Origin of the sequence: Chryseobacterium sp. VAUSW3 (assembly GCF_002205795.1) — a bacterium.
Classification (GTDB): Bacteria; Bacteroidota; Bacteroidia; order Flavobacteriales; family Weeksellaceae; genus Kaistella; species Kaistella yananensis.
The window spans coordinates 850,153-870,541 of the sequence record NZ_NIUY01000001.1 but is presented as its reverse complement, the minus strand read 5'-3'; the positions used below and the strand labels follow the sequence as shown (position 1 = coordinate 870,541).

19 protein-coding genes are annotated in these 20,389 nt (G+C 39.7%); 6 read left to right on the top strand and 13 right to left on the bottom strand.

The genetic code is table 11. The annotated features are described in order from the left end of the window. Positions 1-149: 149 nt before the first annotated feature. The gene (locus CDW55_RS03920; protein WP_088468403.1) at positions 150-1,031 is read left to right on the top strand and encodes a cupin-like domain-containing protein; all 882 of its coding nucleotides are present in this window, start codon (positions 150-152) and stop codon (positions 1,029-1,031) included. A gap of 71 nt (positions 1,032-1,102) precedes the next feature. Here CDW55_RS03920 and CDW55_RS03915 read toward each other — a convergent pair whose 3' ends face one another. From CDW55_RS03915 to CDW55_RS03890, 5 genes are all read right to left on the bottom strand, one after another. Beyond that, positions 1,103-2,797, bottom strand: a complete 1,695-nt coding sequence (locus CDW55_RS03915; RefSeq protein WP_088468402.1) for a M14 family zinc carboxypeptidase — start codon at positions 2,795-2,797, stop codon at positions 1,103-1,105. 299 nt (positions 2,798-3,096) lie between these two features. After that, positions 3,097-4,893 carry a translation elongation factor 4 gene (lepA, locus tag CDW55_RS03910; RefSeq protein ID WP_088468401.1) on the bottom strand — a complete coding sequence of 599 codons (1,797 nt, stop codon included), beginning with the start codon at positions 4,891-4,893 and terminating at the stop codon, positions 3,097-3,099. Between the two features lie 250 nt (positions 4,894-5,143). Beyond that, positions 5,144-5,656 (bottom strand): hypothetical protein, encoded by a 513-nt coding sequence (locus CDW55_RS03900; RefSeq protein ID WP_088468399.1) that lies wholly within the window; start codon positions 5,654-5,656, stop codon positions 5,144-5,146. 13 nt (positions 5,657-5,669) lie between these two features. Then, positions 5,670-6,209 carry a hypothetical protein gene (locus CDW55_RS03895; RefSeq protein WP_088468398.1) on the bottom strand — a complete coding sequence of 180 codons (540 nt, stop codon included), beginning with the start codon at positions 6,207-6,209 and terminating at the stop codon, positions 5,670-5,672. A 12-nt stretch (positions 6,210-6,221) separates the two neighbouring features. Further along, positions 6,222-6,773 carry an RNA polymerase sigma factor gene (locus tag CDW55_RS03890; RefSeq protein ID WP_088468397.1) on the bottom strand — a complete coding sequence of 184 codons (552 nt, stop codon included), beginning with the start codon at positions 6,771-6,773 and terminating at the stop codon, positions 6,222-6,224. Between the two features lie 104 nt (positions 6,774-6,877). Between CDW55_RS03890 and CDW55_RS03885 the strand changes: the two genes are divergently transcribed. The 4 genes from CDW55_RS03885 (at position 6,878) to CDW55_RS03870 (ending at position 11,299) form a co-directional block, all read left to right on the top strand. Next, positions 6,878-7,630 carry a Rossmann-like and DUF2520 domain-containing protein gene (locus CDW55_RS03885; RefSeq protein ID WP_088468396.1) on the top strand — a complete coding sequence of 251 codons (753 nt, stop codon included), beginning with the start codon at positions 6,878-6,880 and terminating at the stop codon, positions 7,628-7,630. Next, complete coding sequence (locus CDW55_RS03880; protein ID WP_088468395.1) at positions 7,620-8,138, top strand: KdsC family phosphatase; 519 nt, start codon at positions 7,620-7,622, stop codon at positions 8,136-8,138. The genes CDW55_RS03885 and CDW55_RS03880 overlap by 11 nt, the downstream gene beginning before the upstream one ends. Positions 8,139-8,151: 13 nt before the next feature. Next, positions 8,152-8,709 carry a Maf family protein gene (locus tag CDW55_RS03875; RefSeq protein WP_088468394.1) on the top strand — a complete coding sequence of 186 codons (558 nt, stop codon included), beginning with the start codon at positions 8,152-8,154 and terminating at the stop codon, positions 8,707-8,709. A 91-nt stretch (positions 8,710-8,800) separates the two neighbouring features. Then, positions 8,801-11,299, top strand: a complete 2,499-nt coding sequence (locus tag CDW55_RS03870; protein ID WP_179285903.1) for a tetratricopeptide repeat protein — start codon at positions 8,801-8,803, stop codon at positions 11,297-11,299. 46 nt (positions 11,300-11,345) lie between these two features. Here CDW55_RS03870 and tsaB read toward each other — a convergent pair whose 3' ends face one another. From tsaB to rpiB, 8 genes are all read right to left on the bottom strand, one after another. Then, positions 11,346-12,023, bottom strand: coding sequence for a tRNA (adenosine(37)-N6)-threonylcarbamoyltransferase complex dimerization subunit type 1 TsaB (gene tsaB, locus CDW55_RS03865; protein WP_088468393.1), 678 nt, complete (start codon positions 12,021-12,023; stop codon positions 11,346-11,348). Further along, complete coding sequence (locus CDW55_RS03860; protein WP_088468392.1) at positions 12,020-12,577, bottom strand: hypothetical protein; 558 nt, start codon at positions 12,575-12,577, stop codon at positions 12,020-12,022. The genes tsaB and CDW55_RS03860 overlap by 4 nt, the downstream gene beginning before the upstream one ends. Then, the gene (locus tag CDW55_RS03855; RefSeq protein ID WP_088468391.1) at positions 12,577-13,326 is read right to left on the bottom strand and encodes an SDR family NAD(P)-dependent oxidoreductase; all 750 of its coding nucleotides are present in this window, start codon (positions 13,324-13,326) and stop codon (positions 12,577-12,579) included. The genes CDW55_RS03860 and CDW55_RS03855 overlap by 1 nt, the downstream gene beginning before the upstream one ends. Positions 13,327-13,353: 27 nt before the next feature. Then, complete coding sequence (locus tag CDW55_RS03850; RefSeq protein ID WP_088468390.1) at positions 13,354-13,725, bottom strand: YraN family protein; 372 nt, start codon at positions 13,723-13,725, stop codon at positions 13,354-13,356. Between the two features lie 4 nt (positions 13,726-13,729). After that, on the bottom strand, positions 13,730-14,659 hold the full coding sequence (locus tag CDW55_RS03845; protein WP_088468389.1) for an LD-carboxypeptidase: 930 nt from the start codon (positions 14,657-14,659) through the stop codon (positions 13,730-13,732). After that, complete coding sequence (locus CDW55_RS03840; RefSeq protein ID WP_088468388.1) at positions 14,659-15,339, bottom strand: LysE family translocator; 681 nt, start codon at positions 15,337-15,339, stop codon at positions 14,659-14,661. Before CDW55_RS03840 ends, CDW55_RS03845 begins: the two co-directional genes overlap by 1 nt. 530 nt (positions 15,340-15,869) lie before the next feature. Then, positions 15,870-18,023 carry a ribonuclease R gene (rnr, locus tag CDW55_RS03835; RefSeq protein ID WP_088468387.1) on the bottom strand — a complete coding sequence of 718 codons (2,154 nt, stop codon included), beginning with the start codon at positions 18,021-18,023 and terminating at the stop codon, positions 15,870-15,872. A 31-nt stretch (positions 18,024-18,054) separates the two neighbouring features. Next, positions 18,055-18,486, bottom strand: coding sequence for a ribose 5-phosphate isomerase B (gene rpiB, locus CDW55_RS03830; protein ID WP_088468386.1), 432 nt, complete (start codon positions 18,484-18,486; stop codon positions 18,055-18,057). A 621-nt stretch (positions 18,487-19,107) separates the two neighbouring features. Here rpiB and CDW55_RS03825 point away from each other — a divergent pair. After that, positions 19,108-20,298, top strand: a complete 1,191-nt coding sequence (locus CDW55_RS03825; RefSeq protein WP_088468385.1) for a phosphoglycerate kinase — start codon at positions 19,108-19,110, stop codon at positions 20,296-20,298. Positions 20,299-20,389: the final 91 nt, after the last annotated feature.

Here is a 20,389-nt window from a genome sequence, read left to right as displayed (position 1 = left end):
TGTACTTTACAATCAGATTGTTACATCCGAAGCAACGCTAAAAGTATGTTTCGGGTTTTGAGTGTGTTTCAGGATTAGATAAAAACAATTAAAATTTGCAGATTTGCGCATTCTTTTTTGCTAATTTTGCTCATTAATATTTACTTAATATGGGATTACATTTAACGCCTATTGATGTTGTAGAGGATATTACACAGGAAGAATTCCGCAAAAAATATTTAATTCCCCGCAAGCCCGTTGTTATCCGCAATATGGCCAAAAACTGGCCGGCCTACCAGAAATGGACGATGGAATATATGAAGGAAACTGTTGGCGATGTGGAAGTTCCGCTCTATGATTCCTCAAAAGCTGATCCTGCAGCTCCAATCAACGCTTCTGCAGCGAAAATGAAATTTGGCGATTATATTGATCTGATCCGGCGTGAACCGACTGATTTAAGGATTTTCCTTTTCGATCCCATTAAATCTGCGCCCAAACTTCTGGAAGATTATCTTTCGCCGAAAGAGCTGATGGGCGGTTTTCTGGATAAATATCCCAATATGTTCTTCGGCGGAAAAGGTTCGGTAACTTTCCTGCATTATGATATTGATATGGCGCATATTTTCCACACGCATTTCAACGGCAGAAAACATATTCTGCTTTTTGATTACAAATGGAAAGACCGGCTTTATAAAATTCCGTATGCGACATATGCCCTTGAAGATTACGATATTTCAAACCCTGATTTTGAAAAATTCCCGGCTTTGGATGGTGTGGAAGGCATTGAGTGTTTCCTGGAACACGGTGACACCCTTTTTATGCCGACCGGCTGGTGGCATTGGATGAAATACCTCGACGGAAGTTTTTCGATCTCACTCAGAGCCTGGGATAAATCATGGGCAGTGAAAGCGCATTCGCTTTGGAATTTAACCGTTCAGCGTAATTTTGATAATTTCATGAAAGCCAAATTCAAGAAAAGATACATGGACTGGAAAGAGAAAAAAGCCGTTGAAAGAGCCAATTACGCCCTGAAAAAAGGATTACCAAGATAATTTTAAAAGATATTGTGAAGAAAAAACCCTTTCAACTTCAAATTTGAAAGGGTTTTTAATTTCGAAATCGTTTAGAGAATCCTATAAATTGGATATAGATTTACGCTGCCTTCATAATACTCGGAATGCCTGTAAATATATTCCAGCTGGGCTTGTCCGTCTTTTGCAAAATCAGGATTTGAAATTTTTTCTAACTCAAAAGCAGTTTTTAGAACCTGATCATTTCTGAGCAGTTCGGCCGCTGTATCTTCAAAAACATAATCTGAAAAGTACTCTTTCTGCCCCAAAATGGCATCAAAGAAATTCCAGTTAAAGAAAGAATCGGTCGCTTCCGGCTCCAGGGTTTCGAGCAGGTATTTTACACCTGGCTGTTTCGTTGAAACCAACAGATCGCCTTTTCTGAAGTTCACGTTTCTCAATTCAGATTTGGTTTTGGTGTCGTAATGCAGATAATGTCCTTCGTACGGGTTTTTTACGGTTTTGTAATCTGTGATCCTGTAAACTTCAACACTTATTGTAGAATCCTGAGCGATTTCCTTCATTTCGATATTGTTTCTTTTCAGGTATTCTATCACTTTATTTTCAGATTTTGGAATCACATAATAATTCGGAATCCTGATTTCTTTAGTTGGAACATAGTCACTAAAAAATTTAACTTTTCTGGTGAAAGGTTTACGTCTGTCGTAAAAAAGTCTTGGCTTTCCGGACACCTCACTGTTTTTCTTACCGGCTTCATAACCCTTAAAATCAATATGTTGAAACTTATTTTCGTTGAGTTTCCACTGGATCGGATATGATGTTCCAGGCTTCAGACTGTTTAAGTTTTCCGCCATCAGTTTCTGAATTTCCCTGGTGTTTTTTCTTGTGTAATTAATGGCACTCACCATATATTCATAAGTGGCGCGAACCCTTTCCGGATAGGGCTTCAGCATATGGGTTTCGGCAACGGTTCCCAAAGTGTTAAAAAGCGTGGTATAACCAGTTGCATAACGCGGAGAATCCATAAATGCCGGGAAACCTTCATCCGGTGAATCACCGTGGATATTCACGTAAGGCGTCGTGAGAATTCCCTTTTTTTCGATATTTTCCAGAATTTCCGGCTGCATTTTTTCATTGAAGTAGTTGCCTAGTTTACTGCCTAAACGTTCCTTGTTGGTAGAAATATAGGTGAAAAGATATTGGTAATCTGCTCCGTTACTCACATGATTGTCGATGAAAAAGATTGGCTTAAAATGCTGAAAAATCTGCTGAAAGGTCTTGGCATTTTCCGTATCATTTTTAATGAAATCGCGGTTCAGGTCATAGTTTCTGGCATTTCCGCGGAAGCCGTATTCTTCCGGTCCGTTTTGGTTGGCACGGCTGAATTTCCCTCTTCTCAGCATTCCCGAAATATTATAAGACTGAATTGCGGCGATTTTAAGGTTTTTAGCAGAAACTTTTCCGGTGGCTAAATCGCGCATCAGCATCATCGTAGCATCAATTCCATCGGGCTCTCCCGGATGAATTCCGTTGTTTATAAGGATTACTGGTGTATTTTTATTTTTAGAATCATCAAAAACCACTACTTTTATCGGTTCGCCGTTATCATCTTTCCCGAAATTCTGTACAGTTATACTTTCGAAATTCTTATCAAGTTCATCGTAGTATTGTACCATTTCCTCATAGGTAACGGTTTGGTTTCCGTTGCCCTTTTCGTAAGGGGTTTTGAAATCTTGAGCGAAAAGCAGATTAGAAGAGAATAGAATGATGAGTAATTTGAACTTCATTATTAAAATTTTTAACGAAAGTAAATAAAAAATTCCTTAAAAAATCAGGAATACACAATCTACATTATCGGAATTAGAAAAGGAAATTAACCCAATTCACCTGGTCTTTCATTGTTCTCTGATTTATCTTCTTCAAATAAATAGTCTTATACTAAAAAAATTCCCGTCGAAACAGGAATTTTGTTGTTATAAAATATTGGATAATATGCGAAAACCCGCGCCCCGACTTGAACGGAGCTCTTTTTTCTTAAAAAGAAAAAAAGCGGGAGTGGAAGGCGGATTAAGGCGCCCAACTCATTTTAATCATTCAGTTTCAGCACCGCCATAAATGCGGATTGTGGAACCTCTACCCTGCCGATCTGCTTCATCTTTTTCTTTCCTTCTTTTTGCTTTTCAAGGAGTTTACGCTTTCTGGAGATATCACCCCCGTAACATTTCGCTGTAACGTCTTTTCTTAAAGCTTTGATGGTTTCCCTAGCGATTACTTTCGCTCCTAAAGCCGCCTGTACCGCGATATCAAACTGCTGTCTCGGGATGAGTTCGCGAAGTTTCTCGCACATTCTTTTACCGATATAGTAAGCGTTTGAGTCGTGAATTAGGGAAGAAAGCGCATCCACCATATCACCGTTGATCAGAATATCCATTTTAACAAGTTTGGAAGGTCTGAAACCAATCGGATGGTAATCGAAAGAAGCATAACCTTTGGAAATAGATTTCAAACGGTCGTAAAAATCGAAAACCACTTCCGCCAAAGGCATGTTGAAAACAAGTTCTACACGGTCTGAAGTCAGATAACTTTGGTTAACAATCTCGCCGCGTTTTTCAATACATAAAGTCATTACCGGACCCACGAAATCTGATTTGGTAATGATTGAAGCTTTGATGTAAGGTTCTTCCACACGGTCCAGCAAAACCGGATCTGTCATTTCCGACGGGTTGTTGATGAGGATCATCTTGTCCGGATCTTTTTTGGAGTATCCGTGGTAAGAAACGTTGGGAACCGTGGTAATCACGTCCATATTAAACTCTCTGTCGAGTCTTTCCTGAACGATTTCCATGTGAAGCATGCCGAGGAATCCGCAACGGAAACCAAAACCTAATGCTGCAGAACTTTCCGGCTCGAAAACCAAAGATGCATCGTTGAGTCTAAGTTTTTCCAATGAAAATCTCAGTTCTTCGAAATCTTCAGCTTCAATTGGGTAAATACCGGCAAAAACCATAGGTTTTACTTCTTCGAAACCCTCAATCGGTGCCTCAGCTCCGTTTTCGAAAGTGGTGATGGTATCTCCCACTTTTACTTCGCGGGCATCTTTGATTCCGGAAATAATATAACCCACGTCGCCGGTTAGAATTTCTTTCTTTGGTTGCTGTTTCAGCTTTAAAGTTCCCACCTCATCAGCTTCGTACATTTTCCCGGTCGCCATGAATTTAATTCGCTGGCCTTTTTTAATGCTTCCGTTTACGACTTTGAAATAAGCTTCAATTCCGCGGAACGGATTGTAAACAGAGTCGAAAACAAGAGCCTGCAGGGGTGCATCTGGATCGCCCACCGGAGCAGGAATCCTTTTTACAATCTGCTCCAGAAGATCGTGAACGCCTTCACCGGTTTTTCCAGAAACGCGCAAAACGTCTTCGTATTCGCAGCCGATCAGGTTCATAATCTCGTCGGTAACTTCTTCAGGATTTGCTGAAGGCAAGTCGATTTTATTAAGGATTGGAATGATGGTTAAATCGTTTTCCAAAGCCAGGTAAAGGTTGCTTATCGTTTGTGCCTGAACACTTTGCGCGGCATCTACAATTAGAAGCGCACCTTCGCAGGCAGCAATAGAGCGGGAAACTTCGTAGGAAAAATCTACGTGCCCCGGCGTGTCGATAAGATTCAGTACATATTTTTCACCGTTGAGTTCGTAATCCATCTGGATGGCGTGGGATTTTATGGTAATCCCGCGTTCTTTTTCCAGGTCCATATCATCCAGGGTTTGGGACTGCAGTTCTCTTTGAGTTACCGTATTGGTATACTCCAGAAGCCTGTCTGCCAGCGTTGACTTACCATGGTCGATATGTGCAATAATGCAAAAGTTTCGTATGTTTTTCATTGAATATTCAGATAGTGGGCAAATTTAGTGTTTTTTCCCGGAATTTTTTGTGTGTATTTCTTAATCCTATTTGCGATAGGGATAGCAGCGGAAACCCCGCAACAGCGTTGGGATTGCTGTGGCGTGAGGAGTTGCAGCGGATAGCCCGACCCGGGAACGGATTCAGCGGCTGCGAGGGGATCGCCCAAAAAAAGAACGACCTCTGCAAAATAATTTGTAGAGGTCGCTCAAACATTAAAAAAATAAACTATTATGGTCGCCTGCTCTGCGGGCTGTTGGAGCGCCCGTCTTGTTTTTTGTCTAATATCTTGCTGCGCATTTTACCTTCTGTCTGGTACATTTGCAAAACCTGCTGTGGTTTAAGAACCTTCATGAATTTTTGCGCGTATATTTTTCTGTTGTCTAAAAGCTGCTGCCCAATATCGAAACTTTCATTGAGCTGTCTTTTAGCTTCGTCATCACTCATATTTTCGTAGTCTTCGCTGGACTTAAACTTACTTTTAATACTGTTCTGTTTTTCCTGATACTCCGCATACAGCGTTTTAAATTCCTGCTGATCAGTTTGCGGCACATCCAATTCTGAAACCATCATGTTTTCGCGGAACTGCTTCAAAAGCGACATTTTTTCCTGCGGACTCATTTTCTGGATGACCTCCTTTCGCTGTTCAGGCTTCATATTCTTCCAGTCGTATTTCTGTTCCTGTGCAAAACTAAGTTGTGAGCCAGAGAATACTGCGATGAGTAATAATAAAATCTTTTTCATAGTGGTTTCCTTTTTAATAATACAAATCCAGATAAATGTCCTGCTCAGTATTTTTTCCTAAATCTGCCAGTTCTGCCGAAGTAAACCCAGCCAGAATTTGATCTACCTGCACTTCAGGATTTAGTGTTTTTGTCTTATTCTGAACTTCTGCGCTTGTTTCTGCTTTGGTAGAAACTGCAAATTGCTCTTTGTTTCCTTTTTGATTAACTGATGCAGCAGAAGTTAAATCGTTTTCTAAAATTTTATAGGCAACTGTCGCTTCATTTTGTACCTGAGTTTGTGGTGATGTATTGACAGCCGGCGCGTTCACTGCTAATGCCTGATTTTCAGTTACTGCGGTGTTTTCTTCACCACCCTGATTCACAAAGAATGTAATCCCGAAAATCATCGCGACTGCCGCAGCTGCACCGTAAGCCCAATTCATCTTAAAAACCCTGGCCGGCTTCTGATGGACAGTTTCCTGCAACACTTTGGCCTGAATATCCTCAAAAAAATGATCGGGTGCAGTGTAAATATTTTTACGTTCTAATTTCTCAATATCCAAATTTTTCATTCTAGAAAAAATTTATTCTGTATAATTTGACTTTATATAATCTTCTACTTTCTGTTTCGCGTAATGGTAATTTGTTTTTAAAGTACCTACCGACATATCCAGAATTTTTGAGATTTCCTCGTAAGGTAAATCGTCATAATATCTCATATTGAATACGAGCTTCTGCTTTTCCGGCAGCGAATGGATTGCTTTCTGGAGTAAAACTTGAATCTCGTCGGCTTCTGCAGATACGTTATCTGCTACCAGATTCTGAAGATGATATTCTGCATCTTCATCCGATTTCTGCATCTTTTTCATTTTGTTAAGCTGCTGCAGCGATTCGTTGGTCGCAATCCGGTAGAGCCAGGTGTAAAGTTGGCTGTCCTGCTTAAACTGGTGAAAGTTTTGGTAAGCTTTTATAAAAGTTTCCTGCAAAACATCCTGTGACAGATCATGATCTACAATAATTCTTCTGATATGCCAATACAACCTGCTCTGATAAGCATCCATCATCAGGCGGACTCCTTTTTCACGGAATTTCTCGCCAGACATCAGCCGGATAATTTCTTCTTCCTTAATCTTCATTGAGATGCTTTCGGTGTTTTGATGGTAAATTTAACTAAAAGTTAAATAAGTATTTCAATTTTCAGTCCAAAGCAAAATATTTATATTTGTTCATATTTAATTTCATGAGGATTGTAATTCTGGGCTCGGGAAATGTTGCTTTTCATTTAGCGCAAGCTTTTAGTGAAAATAAAATCGGTGTTTCGCAGATCTTTGGCCGCAACGGAAAGGACCTGAAAGAAATTTCAGAACACTGCAATATTCCGTATTCTACAGATGAAATGATGGATGCCGACCTCTACATAATCGCAGTGAAAGATGATGTAACAGCAGAAATTTCGAGAAAGATCATCAAAGAAGACTGCCTTGTCGCCCATACTTCAGGTTCGCTGCCGAAGGAAATTCTGGAAGGCAATTACCGGAAGGCCAGTTTTTATCCATTACAGACGTTCTCTAAATCCAAGAAACTTAATTATGCTGAAATTCCTTTTTTTGTAGAGGCAGAAAATCAGGAAGATCTGGAAGTGCTGAAAAATCTGGCTTCGCAGGTTTCAGAAAATGTAATGGATTCTGATTATGAAAAGAGAAAATATATTCACCTTACAGCCGTATTCGCCTGCAATTTTGTGAATCATCTTTTTGCCAGAGCAAAGGAGATTTCCGATGGTCAGCAGATTCCTTTCAGTTACTTTTTACCGCTTATTGACGAAACCGTTCAGAAAATACATGAAATTGATCCTAAAGCTGCCCAAACCGGACCGGCCGTGAGAAACGATGAACGCGTGCTGCAGCTTCATGAGGATTTAATCACCAGTAAAGAACACCTGAAAATCTATAAAACCATGAACGATTCTATAAAAAAAATGTATGAGTTATAAAGCGAAACTTAAAAATATTAAAGCCTTCGTATTCGATGTTGACGGAGTTTTTACCGACGGAAGCATTTACCTGATGCCCGATAAAAGCATGTGCCGTGTCATGAATGTTATCGACGGTTATGCCGTGGTAAAAGCCATAAAAAACAATTATAAAATCTGCGTAATCACCGGCGGCGACGATCCTGCTGTAAGAAACCGAATTCATTACCTCGGTATTGAAGAGTATTATGCAAAAGTATCCCACAAATTAGAAAAATATGAAGATTTCCGCAAAAAATATGGTCTGCTGAACGAAGAAATCCTTACCATGGGCGATGATCTTCCCGACATCGGAATCATGAAAGCTTCGGGTATCGCTACCTGTCCGAAAAATGCAGTTCCTGAAGTGAAAGCGGTTTCCGCATATATCTCAAACATCGAAGGCGGCAAGGGTGCAGTGCGCGATGTCATCGAGCAGGTGATGAAAGTTCAGGGCACCTGGATTCAGGATGATACCAAAAGCCTTTAATTCAGATTAAAGAATGAAAATATTATTAGCCTCCAATTCCCCGAGAAGAAAAGAACTTTTAAAAGCTTTAGGTTTCGATTTTGAGGTCGTTTCTGTAGATTGTGATGAAGTGTATCCTGATAATTTGCCGGTTGACAAAATAGCCGAATATCTTTCTGATTTAAAAGCTGATGCTTACAAAAATTTACAAAATGGGGAAGTACTGATTACCGCAGACACCATTGTAGCGCTGGAAAATGAAGTGTTAGGAAAACCGAAAAATGCTTTGGAAGCAAAGGAAATGCTTCGAAAACTCTCAGGAAAAACCCATGAGGTTTATACCGGAATTACCATTAGAAATTCACAGAAAAGCATTTCCCAAACCGATGTTACCCACGTAGAAACAGATGATTTGACGGATGAAGAAATCGATTTCTATATTGAAAATTATAAACCTTTCGACAAAGCTGGCGCATACGGTGTCCAGGAATGGTTCGGAATGGCGAAAATCAAACGCATTACCGGCAGCTACTATACAGTGATGGGATTGCCAACCCATTTGGTATACGGCATTTTAAAAGATTTTGAATAAGCGGTCAGCAAAAATAAAATTTAATTATTTTTACAAAAATTAAGAGGCATTTTTCATAATAAAATGCTAATTTGGAAGTTATTATGAAATAATGAAAAAAACTATACTTTTCCTTTCTGCAATCGTTGTTTTCAATTCGTGTTCATCACGAAAGAAAACCGATGATTCTACCTTCATGAAGGGATTTTTCTCCTACTACAACACACTCTTCAACAGTAAAGATGCGTTACAGACCGAGTTGAAAAACCGCGACGAAGCACACGTTGATAATTTTTATGCACCCTATATTCAGCTTCTTACGTACGAGGAACAGCCCCTGGGCAGCGATCTGCAGTCCGCAGGGATGTTTGGCGATGATCCCACACCGCCGGGCAGCATGAATTCTGGTGGACCTGGAGTTCCTGGTGGAAGAGGAGATTCCCAGAATTCATCAACTGCAGGTTTTAAAAGTGGGGCTTCAATTTTAGAAATATCGGAAGCAAAAGCATTGAAAGCCATTTCAAAATATTCGGTGATGAAAGGTGGCGAAGAAAAAAACCGGAAAATTTTCGATGCGAATCTTCTGCTGGCTCAGGCAAGGATTTACCGCAATAAACCGCTCGAGGCGCTGGACGGATTGAACTATGTTTTCGCAAATATGCGCAATGATAAAAGAATTCCGCTGGCAAGAATTTATCAGGGCCTGGCCTATTCTAAAATGGGTGATTACTACAGAGCTGAAGAAGTTTTTACCGATGTAAAGAAAGACGATAAACTTAAAAAAGATTATAAAAAATTACTGAGCATTTACTATTCTGAAATGCTGCTGCAGGCGGGCAAAAAAGAAGCGGCTGTTGACGAGCTCGAAGAGTCCTACGCGCTGAATAAAAACCGGAAAATGCGCAGCAGGATTGCATTTCTTCGTGGACAGATCCTGGCAAATCTCGACAGAAACGAAGAAGCCAGAGAAAGTTTTGTTACCGCGTATAAAAATGCCAATGACTTCGAATTTGAAGTAAAATCGCAGATTGAAATCGCAAAAACCTTCAACGGGAAAGGCGATGATTACGAAGGTGCGAAGGAATATCTTGAAAAAATCAGTAAAAAAGGAACTTATGGCTCCAGGAAAAACGAGTTTTATTACGCCCTGGGGCTTATGGCAAATAAAGCCGGAAAAAAGGAAGAAGCCAAAGAATATTTTTCAAAGTCACTGAAAGAAAAAATGTCGGATCCCCAGATTCGCGGCCTCAATTATTACGAAATCGGAAAAGGTTTTTTTGAGGAAAGTGATTATCTTTCTGCCGGTGCGTACTACGATTCTGCACTCGCGGTAATGACTTATGAACCGTCGAAAGTTCTGTTGACGGAAAAATCGGGCAACATCAAGCAGGTTTCCGCAAATTATTATCTGATCAGGAAAAACGACAGTATTCTGGCCTTAACAAAAATGCCGGAATCGGAAAGGATCGCCTATTTCAACAAATACATCGAAGGCATTAAAGCCAAAGAAGCCAGGGAAGAACTGGAAAGAAAAAAGGCAGAAAGGAATAAAGGTTTCGATACAGGCGATTATTCTGCAAACTCTATTTTTGCCGGAAATACCGGTGGATTTCAGGATTTTGGCGGTAACAAGGGCGGTTTTTATTTTGCCAACCAAAGTACCGTTGCCAAAGGAGAATCCACGTTCAAACAACTGTGGGGAAACCGTGCCCTCAGCGATAACTGGCGTACTTCTGCAAGGGGCAGTTCTATTGAGGATTTAAAAAATGAGGCGATGGGAATTGCATCAGCTCCCGACCCAAGACGACTTGAACCTGCATTCTATATTGAAAAAATACCTACGGCGTCCGAAGACATTTTAGCGCTGAAAAAGGCCAGAGATACAGCAAGTTTAGGTTTGGGAAGAATGTACGAGGCATACTTTTCGGACACCCCGCTTGCCACCAAAACACTTTATGATTTGGTTGATGCCCAACCGGAAGAGGAAACCAAACTTCTTGCACTTTACCATATTTTCGCCTTTAATTACGAGAAAAATCCTGCGGCTGCAGAGCGAGCGAAACAGATGATTCTGACCGATTTTCCTTACACTTCTTACGCGGAATTTGTTAAAAACCCAAGAAACAATTCATTTTCGAAATCATCAGAAGAAGTGGAAAAAGCTTATGCGGAGGCGTTCGAACTTTATTCAACAGAAAAATATGAAGAAAGTAAGGCGCTGATCGAATCCTCTTTACAAAAATATCCGAAAGATGCGCTTGTGCCTAAATTTGCTTTGCTGAATGCCTTTAACACAGGAAAAACCGCCGGAAAAGAGATTATGATTCTGCAGCTGGAACAGATTGCCCTGAACTATTCGCGGACTTTAGAAGGTGCAAAAGCAGAAGAGATGCTGCGATATCTGAAAAGCGATCTCGAAATTGAAGCGACCGATGAATCGGGGAACAAAATAAACAACCAGCCGCCTGCAACTCCTGTACCGCCAGCAGACGCAGATTCACCGCCGGTACCGGGGAAAAGGGACGACCAGCCTGCTCCACTGAGACCGCGGCGTACGACCGACGAGCCTCAAAAAGTCGCCAGTCCTGCCCAAATGGAAATAAAAATATAAAGCGAAGATTACTCTTCGCTTTTTTTTATTATAAATCCTTTGGAATTTATTCTGATTTCTTTTTCTTGACGCCCTGAAATTCCTTCAGGTAAAAGGGCTCGAAATAAGCGACATCTTCAAATTCTTTGTTATTGAATTTCCCAACTGCCTTTTTAACTAAATATTTTGCGGAAGGGTAGAAGGTTTCGCTGAATTCTGCATCCGAAAGCTGAAGAATTTCTTTTGCCTTCGTGGATCCATCACCTACAAACATGACCTTTTTATCTTTAAATTCCTGAAAAGAGGTTTCGTCTAAGATTTTTGCTTCGGTTTCGGTGATCATGTTGGCGGAAATTCCGTCGAAAACAGCCGTATAAACCTCCATTCGTCTTGCATCGAGCAAAGGAATAATATAATCGAAGTTCTGACTTAAAAACGGCTCAATCATCGTCTCCAGAGAATTTACAGCGATGAGCGGAATTTTTAACCCATAACAGAAGCCTTTTGCCGCGGAAGAACCAATCCTGAGTCCTGTATAAGAACCCGGACCCATGCCCAAACAAACGGCATCCAGATCTTTCAGTGAGATTTCAGCCCCTTGTAAAGCCCATTTAACAAAGGTGTGCAGACTTTCAGACTGTTTATAGTTTTCAGAGACTTCTTCACATACACATAGAAGTTCTTCACCATCAGAGATGGCGACAGAGCAGTTTTTGGATGAAGTTTCGATATGGAGAATTTTCATTCGGCAAATTTGTTAATTTTTGGCTGTACAATCCAAATTCCCAATGGAAAAAACCACATTAAAAAAAATTCTCCTGCAAAATCCCCAAAGGTTACTTTTCTTTGGAATTCCGCTATTTTAACTGTCATCGCAGCTTTATACATCATGAAGAAAATACTGAACATGGATAACAAATGTGCCGGAATAATAATCATCTGAGCTACTGTTCCTACAGAACTTCCTTCTGTAGAAATGGTAAATCCGTACGGCAAAACGATAAAAACAATGAGCAGATAAAGGGCAGGAAAAATAACAAAAAAAAGATACGAAGCTCTGAAAACTTTTAAACCTGTTTCTTCAATCTTCTTACTTAAACCCTTAATTATGAAATAAAACCAGCCTAAAAATGCCAACAATCCAACAGATCCAATCAAACCAAATAAAATGCCTACGGGTAAATTTCCTCTATTAAGTAGAGCAGGTACGGCAATTATCTGCGAAATAACTAAGAATAAAATAAAGTAGAGGAATAGCTTCCAATGCTTTGTCTGCAAATAAAATTTTTCTAAATCCATTATTTTTTATAAACTGTTCTCGGTTCGCTCTGGACGCTCGGATAAATGGTTAAATCTGAAATTGCCACATGCTTCGGCGCGTTAATACAGTAAGAAATGGCGTCGGCAATATCTTCCGGCTGTAAAGCTTTATAACCTTGATAGACTGCATTGGCACGTTCTTCGTCGCCTTTGAACCGGACCTTCGAAAAGTCGGTTTCTACAAGCCCTGGCTGAATATTGGTCACTTTTATGCCAAATTCTGTAAGTTCAAGGCGCATTCCGTCGGAAATCACATCAACAGCTTTTTTGGAAGCACAGTAAACAACACCATTCGCATAAGTTTGTCTCGCCGCAACACTGGAAATATTTACAATATGACCGGAATTTCTCTCTTTCATCCCCGGAATCACACATTTTGAAACATACAGCAGCCCTTTCACATTTCCGTCGATCATGGCATCCCAATCCTCCGTATTACCATCGGAAAGAGGTTCTAAACCGTGAGCATTGCCGGCATTGTTCACCAGCACATCAATATTTTTCCAGGAATCGGGTAGGGAAGCGAAGGCGTTTTCAACCTCATGTAGGTGTCTTTGGTCGAAGTTTAAAGTATAAACCTCGTTAACGGATGAAAGTTGTGTCTTGATTTGTTCTAAAACTTCAGTTCTTCTTCCGCAAAGGATCATTCTGAAACCTTTTTTTGCAAGTAATTCGGCGGTGGCTTTTCCAATTCCCGAAGTTGCTCCGGTGATGAGTGCTGTTTTCATTTCAGTATGAGTATTTATCAGAATTATTTAATTTGCATCGAAACTCTGGAACGCGTCCTGGATATGAGTGAGTTGCAGAACGCCCTTTTCATCGCGAAGAACCGTGATAATATCGAACCGAACTTGCTTATCAATCGTCCGGTCCTGCATGAAAAAATCGGTACACATCACGATCGATTTTATTTTTTTCTTCGTCACAGCTTCCTGAGGCTCGATTAAGGTGTTGTAACTTCTGGCTTTCACTTCGGTAACAACAATCAGGTTGTCAAATTCAGCAACAATATCGATTTCAGCTTTCTGATATCGGAAATTTCTGGCAATGATTCTGTAATTTTTCTTTTCCAGGTATTCCACAGCAAGATCTTCTGCAAGATTCCCGAAATCGTTGTGTTCTGCCATAATTTTAAAATTTTACTTCAACTTTATTACCGACTTTCATCGAAATTTCTGCTCCGATGATGATGGGGCGGTTATCGTAAATATGACCGTTCGGAAAGCCGAATATCACAGGAAAATCATATTTGGAAATCCGCTCGGCAATGATGCGGTAAGAAAATTCATCGAAGCTTTCTTCGTAGTTGATGTTTTCTTTTTCGTCTTCCATAAGCGTCATTCCGCCAACGATCATCCCTTTGATTTTGCTGAAAACGCCAGCAAGTTCCAGCGACATCAGCATCCTGTCCAACGCGTAAAATTTCTCGCCGATATCTTCAATAAAAAGGATTTTATCTTTGAAATCAAACGAATATTTTGTTCCCAGCAATGCGTAAATAAGTGCCAGGTTTCCGCCCACCAGTTCGCCTTGGGCAAATCCGGAGGTGTTAAGTTTATTTTTTTTGATGGAATATTCCGGCATTTTTCCCTTCAGAATATCGAAAGTGAGATCATAACCTTCCGGCGTCACTCCAAAACCCGACGTTTTAACGGTTTGTGCGTGAATGGAAGCAAAACCTTTTTTCAGTAAATAGCTTTGGATCACGGTATTGTCGGAATAGCCGATATACCATTTGGGATTTTTTCTGAATTCTGAAAGTTTTAAATGTTCCACTAAATGCTGGCATCCGTAACCGCCTCTGGAAGCCCAGACTGCTGAAATTTCAGGATCGTTCAGTGCCCAGTTCATATCGGAAATTCTTTCTTTCTCAGTCCCCGCGTAATTATAGCCGTTTGAAAATTTTGTATAAAGATTTTTGCCCAGAACTGGCTCGTAACCTCTGGTCCGAATAAGATTTAAGCCGTTTTGAAGTTGCGATTCTTCGACAGAACCGGCGGGAGAGATCACCGCAATTTTATCGCCTTTCTTTAAGGATGCCGGGAAAATAGGTGCTTTCATTACTGCGTAAGTTTTTGCTCGGTTTTTTCTGCTTCTTCCAGCTGCCTGTCGAACTGGTTAAATTTTTTGAAACTCTGCAGAAATATAAAAATACTGAATCCTACAAGAATAAATCCTACGCCTTTACGGATTTGGTTGGCGAGTTTTTCAGTAAGTTTATCGTGAAACTGTTTCGCCAGATAGATTTTAAAGAAATCGATACCAAGATATGTTGCAACAACCAAAGCCATGTACAGCAGAAATTCGTTGAGATCCGGATAAGCATTCCGCACAGAAATTACGGTAACAAGCCAGAAAAGCACGACCCCGATATTAAGGATATTGAAGAAAAATCCGTTTAAAAAAGTCTTGAAGTAATTCTGCCCTATCATTTTTTCCTCACCGGCAAGATGCATTCGGGTTCGGGAAACAATCATGTAAATGGCGTAAATTAAAATGATAAAGGAGGTAATTCTGTAAAATCCTGGATGTTTATCAATAAGCTGTACCAGGTCGGCACTGGCGAAAAAAGCTGCCGCAATACACAGTATATCTGCTACAATTACACCTAAATCCAATGCCAGCGCATGTTTCGGACCGCGGGAAAAACTGGTTTCTATCAAAAGAAAGAAAATAGGTCCAATGAAGACCAGACTGAGCATAATTCCTAAACCAATGGCAGAAAGTATAAGTTCAAACATCAGTATTGAAATATATGATTCGTGCTGTCTTCAGAAAATTCATAATCCTTTACCACCCTAAAACCGAAGAAACCGTCTTCTATATCGTATGTAATCACGCTTTTATCCTTCATTTTTTCATAATTAAAAAACATTCTCGGCAAGGTATATTCTTTATAAACTCCGCCTTCCAAATAAATTGTTGTTGACCTGCCTTTTTGCGAAGAATATCTTCCTTCACTTCCCTGAATATCAGTTATTCCGTAAGCATAACGGCAGGTCTCCTGCGTAGGACGTTTAGAAAAGACGTAATTAAACAGGAAGATACAATTAAAAAGTAAAGGTAATAAAAATTAAAAAAAAGACATATCTGTTGATCTGAATCCGGAAAATCCGGAACAGAATAAACTCAATGCTCATCAACAATATAAAGCTGATAAAGAGATTTTTTTACCGAAATAAACGTATAATGCTAAAAAAGAGAAAAGCGTTCAGAATAAATCCAAACACTTTAACTAAATCGGTGAGAAAAGCCTTGTAATGCTCCGTCATTATTCAACAATCTTGAAATCCAGCTGCTTCTGGATGAGATTGGCTTTCATTACTTTTATTTTTACTTCCTGGCCTAACTGGTATTGGTTTCCGGTTCTCGTACCGATTACCGCATGAATTTTGGCATCGTACTGATAAGAATCGTCCATAAGATCACGTAGTTTGATTAAACCTTCAGCTCCGTTTTGCGGAATCTGTACCCAGAATCCGAAATCGGCAACCCCGGAAATTACACCGGTGAAGACTTCGCCCAAATGTTTCTCCATGAATTTTACCTGCATGAATTTAATAGAATCTCTTTCCGCATCGGCGGCCAAACGTTCCATCGCACTGCAGTGTTTGCTTTTTTCCTCAAAATCCTGCTTGTTCGGCGATTTTCCGCCATCCAGATAATGCTGAAGCAAACGGTGCGCAATTAAATCCGGATAACGGCGGATCGGGGAGGTAAAGTGGGAATAATACTCGAATCCCAGACCATAATGGCCAATAGGATTGGTAGAATAAATCGCTTTACTCATGGATCGCATCGCTAAAGTTTCAATCATATTTTCTTCGCCCTTGCCTTTTACATCTGTTAACAAACGGTTGAGCGATTCCGCAACTTTTTTCGTGTTTGCCAAATCCATTTTATAGCCGAAAGTGGAAACAAATTCTCTTAGTGCTTCGAGTTTTGTGGGATCGGGATCGTCGTGAATTCTGTATATAAAGGTGTTTCCTGTAGGATCTCCTTTTCGGTTCAGCGAAACAAATTCCGAAACTTTTCGGTTGGCCAGAAGCATAAATTCTTCAATCAGATGATTGGAATCTTTACTTATTTTGAAATAAACACCGATCGGTTCGCTGTTTTCATCCAGGTTAAAGCGTACTTCGCTTCGGTCGAAGGTAATCGCGCCATTATTAATTCTGTTTTTTCGTAGAATTTTAGCAAGTCTATCTAACACCAGAATTTCTTCAGCTAAATCGCCTTCTTTTGTTTCAATTCTTTCCTGAGCTTCTTCATAACTGAATCTTCTATCGGAATGAATTACGGTTCTGCCGAACCACTCCTTCACAACATCTGCATTTTTATCAAGTTCAAAAACGGCAGAAAAAGTATATTTATCTTCGTTTGGTCTTAAAGAACACACGTCATTACTGAGAACTTCAGGAAGCATCGGCACCACTCTGTCTACCAAATAAACGGATGTTGCCCGGTCGTAAGCTTCATCGTCAAGCATCGTTCCTGGAACCACGTAATGTGAAACATCGGCAATATGAACGCCGATTTCCCAGTTTCCGTTTTCTAATTTCTGTATCGATAATGCGTCATCAAAATCTTTCGCATCTTTCGGATCGATGGTAAAAGTGCATATTCCGCGCATATCGCGGCGTTTTGCGACTTCACTGTCGAGAATACGCCGGTCGATTTCTTGCGCTTCCTTTTCCACTTCTTCAGGGAACGTATAAGGCAAACCGTATTCTGCCAAAATGGAATGAATTTCGGTTTCATGTTCGCCTGGTGCGCCTAACACTTTAATGATTTCACCTTCAGGATTCTTCTCGCCGGATTTCCATTCGGTCATTTTTACAACGACTTTATCTCCGTCCTGTGCACCGGCAATTTTTCCTTTCGGAACAAAAATATCAGTATTGATGGTCTTTTTATCACATACAACAAATCCAAAATCCTTATGTTTAATGAGCTGGAACGTGCCTACAAACTCATCACGGTTTCTTTCGATAACCTCCAGCACAGAACCTTCAAGTTTTTTACCTTTAAAATGATAGGTGACGATGAGTACCTTGTCACCCTGAAGCGCATCTTTTACGTTTTTGGAATGAATGAAAACATCATCGTCAAGTTCTTCGACTTTAACATAAGCGTTTCCGGCCTGGTTGAAATCGATAATCCCGGTTAAGGTTCCTTCGATCCGGAGATTGATGATGTATTTTCCTTTTTCAGTTTCTTTAATCCGTTCCTCAGAAAGTAATTTGTGAAGTGCCTGGATGACCAGCTCGCGCTGTCGAGGATTTTTATAGTCAATACCGTCTGCAATCTGTTTATAGTTATAGATTTTAGAGGCTTTCTGGTTCATAAATTTCAATATCAAACGTCCGATTTCCTGGAGTTTGTGATTGTTTTTATGGGATATAAATTTGCTTTTTTTAGCCATGTAAATTGGTTATTAATGGGTGCGGTAATGGTTAGCAGCACGAGATTTTTGCTACCCTGTTTTCATGTCTACCTCCTTCAAAATCAGTGCCGAGGAATTTATCAACAATATCAACTGCTAATTCACTGGCGATAAACCTGGCCGGAAGCGCGATCATATTGGCATTGTTGTGCTTACGTGCAAGTTCGGCCAATTCTGGCATCCAGCATAATGCGCAACGGATCTGCTGATGCTTGTTCGCTGTAATTGCAACACCTTGGCCGCTTCCGCAAATCAGGATTCCGAAATCGCATTCGCCGCTCTCAACGGCATTAGCACTGGGATGAACGAAATCAGGGTAATCCACAGAATCTTTGGAAAACGTACCGAAATCTTTTACTTCATAGTGAGTTTCCAGATGTTTTTTTATAATTTCTTTGTAATCGAAACCGGCATGATCACAGGCGATGGCTATCTTTTTCATTTTTAAAGGATATTAGAAGGTAGATTTCCTACAAATTTAAGATTATATATAGAAAGAAGTGATTTTATAAGCTTTAAATATCATGTTTTTAACGCTTTTTAGCTTGATTTTAATCTAAAATCTGATGCGCAAGTAGGTTTAGAAGACTATTCCACAAAACATGTGAGGATAACACGGAATTGGTGTGGATAACTCTTCAAAACATTTGGTTTTATTATCCGTTTTTATTTCCTATTGGAAAATGTTTTTGGAATTTGAAGAAGAATGTTCAATAAAGTTTCAGTGATCAATTCCTACAGTTGTCCATACAAAGGTTCTCAGGAAAGCCGGAGTAGCAAAATTATTAACAAATGTTGATAAACGTTAATAAACGTTAAAAATCAAATACTTGCATTGTTAATCATTTATGAATTGAACTTCAACTAAATGTGTTGAACTAAAAGGCGTGTTTTTCTCCACAAATCCGTCTTCTACAACAACACTATTCATTTCTTTCTTTTAAAAAAAGAATATAATGTAGATAAAATGAGTCTTCGGGGATTGTGGAATTTTAGCGGGAAATAAATTTTTATTCAGGTGAATAAATCTTAAATTTGTGAAACTAAAAAACAAAGGATTTTTATGAAAACAGTGAACGATTTCAATTTTAAAGATAAAAAAGCATTGGTGCGTGTAGATTTCAATGTACCTCAAAGTGCCGATCTGAAAGTTACGGATAATACCAGGATTCAGGCAGTAAAACCTACCATTGATAAAATCCTGAATGATGGAGGTTCCGTGATTTTAATGACTCACCTCGGACGCCCAAAAGGCAAAGTAACTGAAGAATTTTCTTTAAAGAATATCGTAGGTGAAATAGAAACGGTTTTAAGGAGAACAGTTAAATTCTGTGCTGACTGTATTGGGAATGAAGCGACTGAAATGACTTCAGAGCTTCAGCCTGGAGAAATTCTGTTGCTGGAGAATTTGAGGTTCTACAACGAGGAAGAAAAAGGAGATAAGGAATTTGCTGAAAAACTTTCTAAATATGCGGATGCTTATGTAAATGATGCATTCGGTACAGCGCACCGTGCGCATGCATCTACCGCCATAATTGCAGAATATTTCCCTGAAACTAAATTTTTCGGTTTACTGATGGCCAAAGAGCTTGAAGCGGTAGAAAAAGTTTTGGGAAATGGAGAAAAACCAGTTACTGCTATTCTTGGAGGATCCAAAGTTTCGACCAAAATTACAATTATAGAAAATATTTTACCGGCTATCGATAACTTGATTATCGGAGGTGGAATGTCCTTCACCTTTATTCGTGCGTTGGGTGGACATATCGGAAATTCTCTTTTAGAAGAAGATAAATTAACGCTGGCATTAGAAATTCTGGAAAAAGCCAAAGCGCAGAATGTAAGGGTATTTTTACCGACAGATGCTGTAATTGCAGATGAATTTAGTAATGACGCAGACAGAAGAGAAGTAGATATTTATGATATTCCGGAAGGTTGGATGGGAATGGATGCGGGATCTAAATCAAGAGTTCTTTTCCATGATGTAATTATGAATTCCAGAACAATTTTATGGAACGGCCCGATCGGAGTTTTCGAAATGCCTAATTTTGCTGCTGGAACTATAGCTTTAGGTGACAGTATTGCCGAATCTACCGAACTCGGAGCTTTTTCACTTGTTGGTGGGGGCGACAGTGTTGCTTTTGTAAAACAGTTTGGTTATGATGACAAAGTAAGTTACGTATCTACTGGAGGAGGTGCGATGCTTGAAAGTTTGGAAGGAAAGGAATTGCCTGGCGTAAAAGCAATCAACAGTTAATTGATGATATTATTAATAAAAAAGTTTCCGGAATTACCGGAAACTTTTTTTTTTGCTAAACTTTGAAAAGTTTTTTAAAAATTGAATAAAA

Excerpts from the sequence above, each read along its gene's own strand:
- CDW55_RS03875 (WP_088468394.1), top strand. The coding sequence starts at position 8,152 with ATGAAAATATTATTAGCCTCCAATTCCCCGAGAAGAAAAGAACTTTTA.
- CDW55_RS03915 (WP_088468402.1), bottom strand. The coding sequence starts at position 2,797 with ATGAAGTTCAAATTACTCATCATTCTATTCTCTTCTAATCTGCTTTTC.
- CDW55_RS03895 (WP_088468398.1), bottom strand. The coding sequence starts at position 6,209 with ATGAAAAATTTGGATATTGAGAAATTAGAACGTAAAAATATTTACACT.
- CDW55_RS03885 (WP_088468396.1), top strand. The coding sequence starts at position 6,878 with ATGAGGATTGTAATTCTGGGCTCGGGAAATGTTGCTTTTCATTTAGCG.
- tsaB (WP_088468393.1), bottom strand. The coding sequence starts at position 12,023 with ATGAAAATTCTCCATATCGAAACTTCATCCAAAAACTGCTCTGTCGCC.
- CDW55_RS03860 (WP_088468392.1), bottom strand. The coding sequence starts at position 12,577 with ATGGATTTAGAAAAATTTTATTTGCAGACAAAGCATTGGAAGCTATTC.
- lepA (WP_088468401.1), bottom strand. The coding sequence starts at position 4,893 with ATGAAAAACATACGAAACTTTTGCATTATTGCACATATCGACCATGGT.
- CDW55_RS03920 (WP_088468403.1), top strand. The coding sequence starts at position 150 with ATGGGATTACATTTAACGCCTATTGATGTTGTAGAGGATATTACACAG.
- CDW55_RS03840 (WP_088468388.1), bottom strand. The coding sequence starts at position 15,339 with ATGTTTGAACTTATACTTTCTGCCATTGGTTTAGGAATTATGCTCAGT.
- rpiB (WP_088468386.1), bottom strand. The coding sequence starts at position 18,486 with ATGAAAAAGATAGCCATCGCCTGTGATCATGCCGGTTTCGATTACAAA.
- CDW55_RS03900 (WP_088468399.1), bottom strand. The coding sequence starts at position 5,656 with ATGAAAAAGATTTTATTATTACTCATCGCAGTATTCTCTGGCTCACAA.
- CDW55_RS03880 (WP_088468395.1), top strand. The coding sequence starts at position 7,620 with ATGAGTTATAAAGCGAAACTTAAAAATATTAAAGCCTTCGTATTCGAT.
- CDW55_RS03870 (WP_179285903.1), top strand. The coding sequence starts at position 8,801 with ATGAAAAAAACTATACTTTTCCTTTCTGCAATCGTTGTTTTCAATTCG.
- rnr (WP_088468387.1), bottom strand. The coding sequence starts at position 18,023 with ATGGCTAAAAAAAGCAAATTTATATCCCATAAAAACAATCACAAACTC.
- CDW55_RS03850 (WP_088468390.1), bottom strand. The coding sequence starts at position 13,725 with ATGGCAGAACACAACGATTTCGGGAATCTTGCAGAAGATCTTGCTGTG.
- CDW55_RS03890 (WP_088468397.1), bottom strand. The coding sequence starts at position 6,773 with ATGAAGATTAAGGAAGAAGAAATTATCCGGCTGATGTCTGGCGAGAAA.
- CDW55_RS03855 (WP_088468391.1), bottom strand. The coding sequence starts at position 13,326 with ATGAAAACAGCACTCATCACCGGAGCAACTTCGGGAATTGGAAAAGCC.
- CDW55_RS03845 (WP_088468389.1), bottom strand. The coding sequence starts at position 14,659 with ATGAAAGCACCTATTTTCCCGGCATCCTTAAAGAAAGGCGATAAAATT.
- CDW55_RS03825 (WP_088468385.1), top strand. The coding sequence starts at position 19,108 with ATGAAAACAGTGAACGATTTCAATTTTAAAGATAAAAAAGCATTGGTG.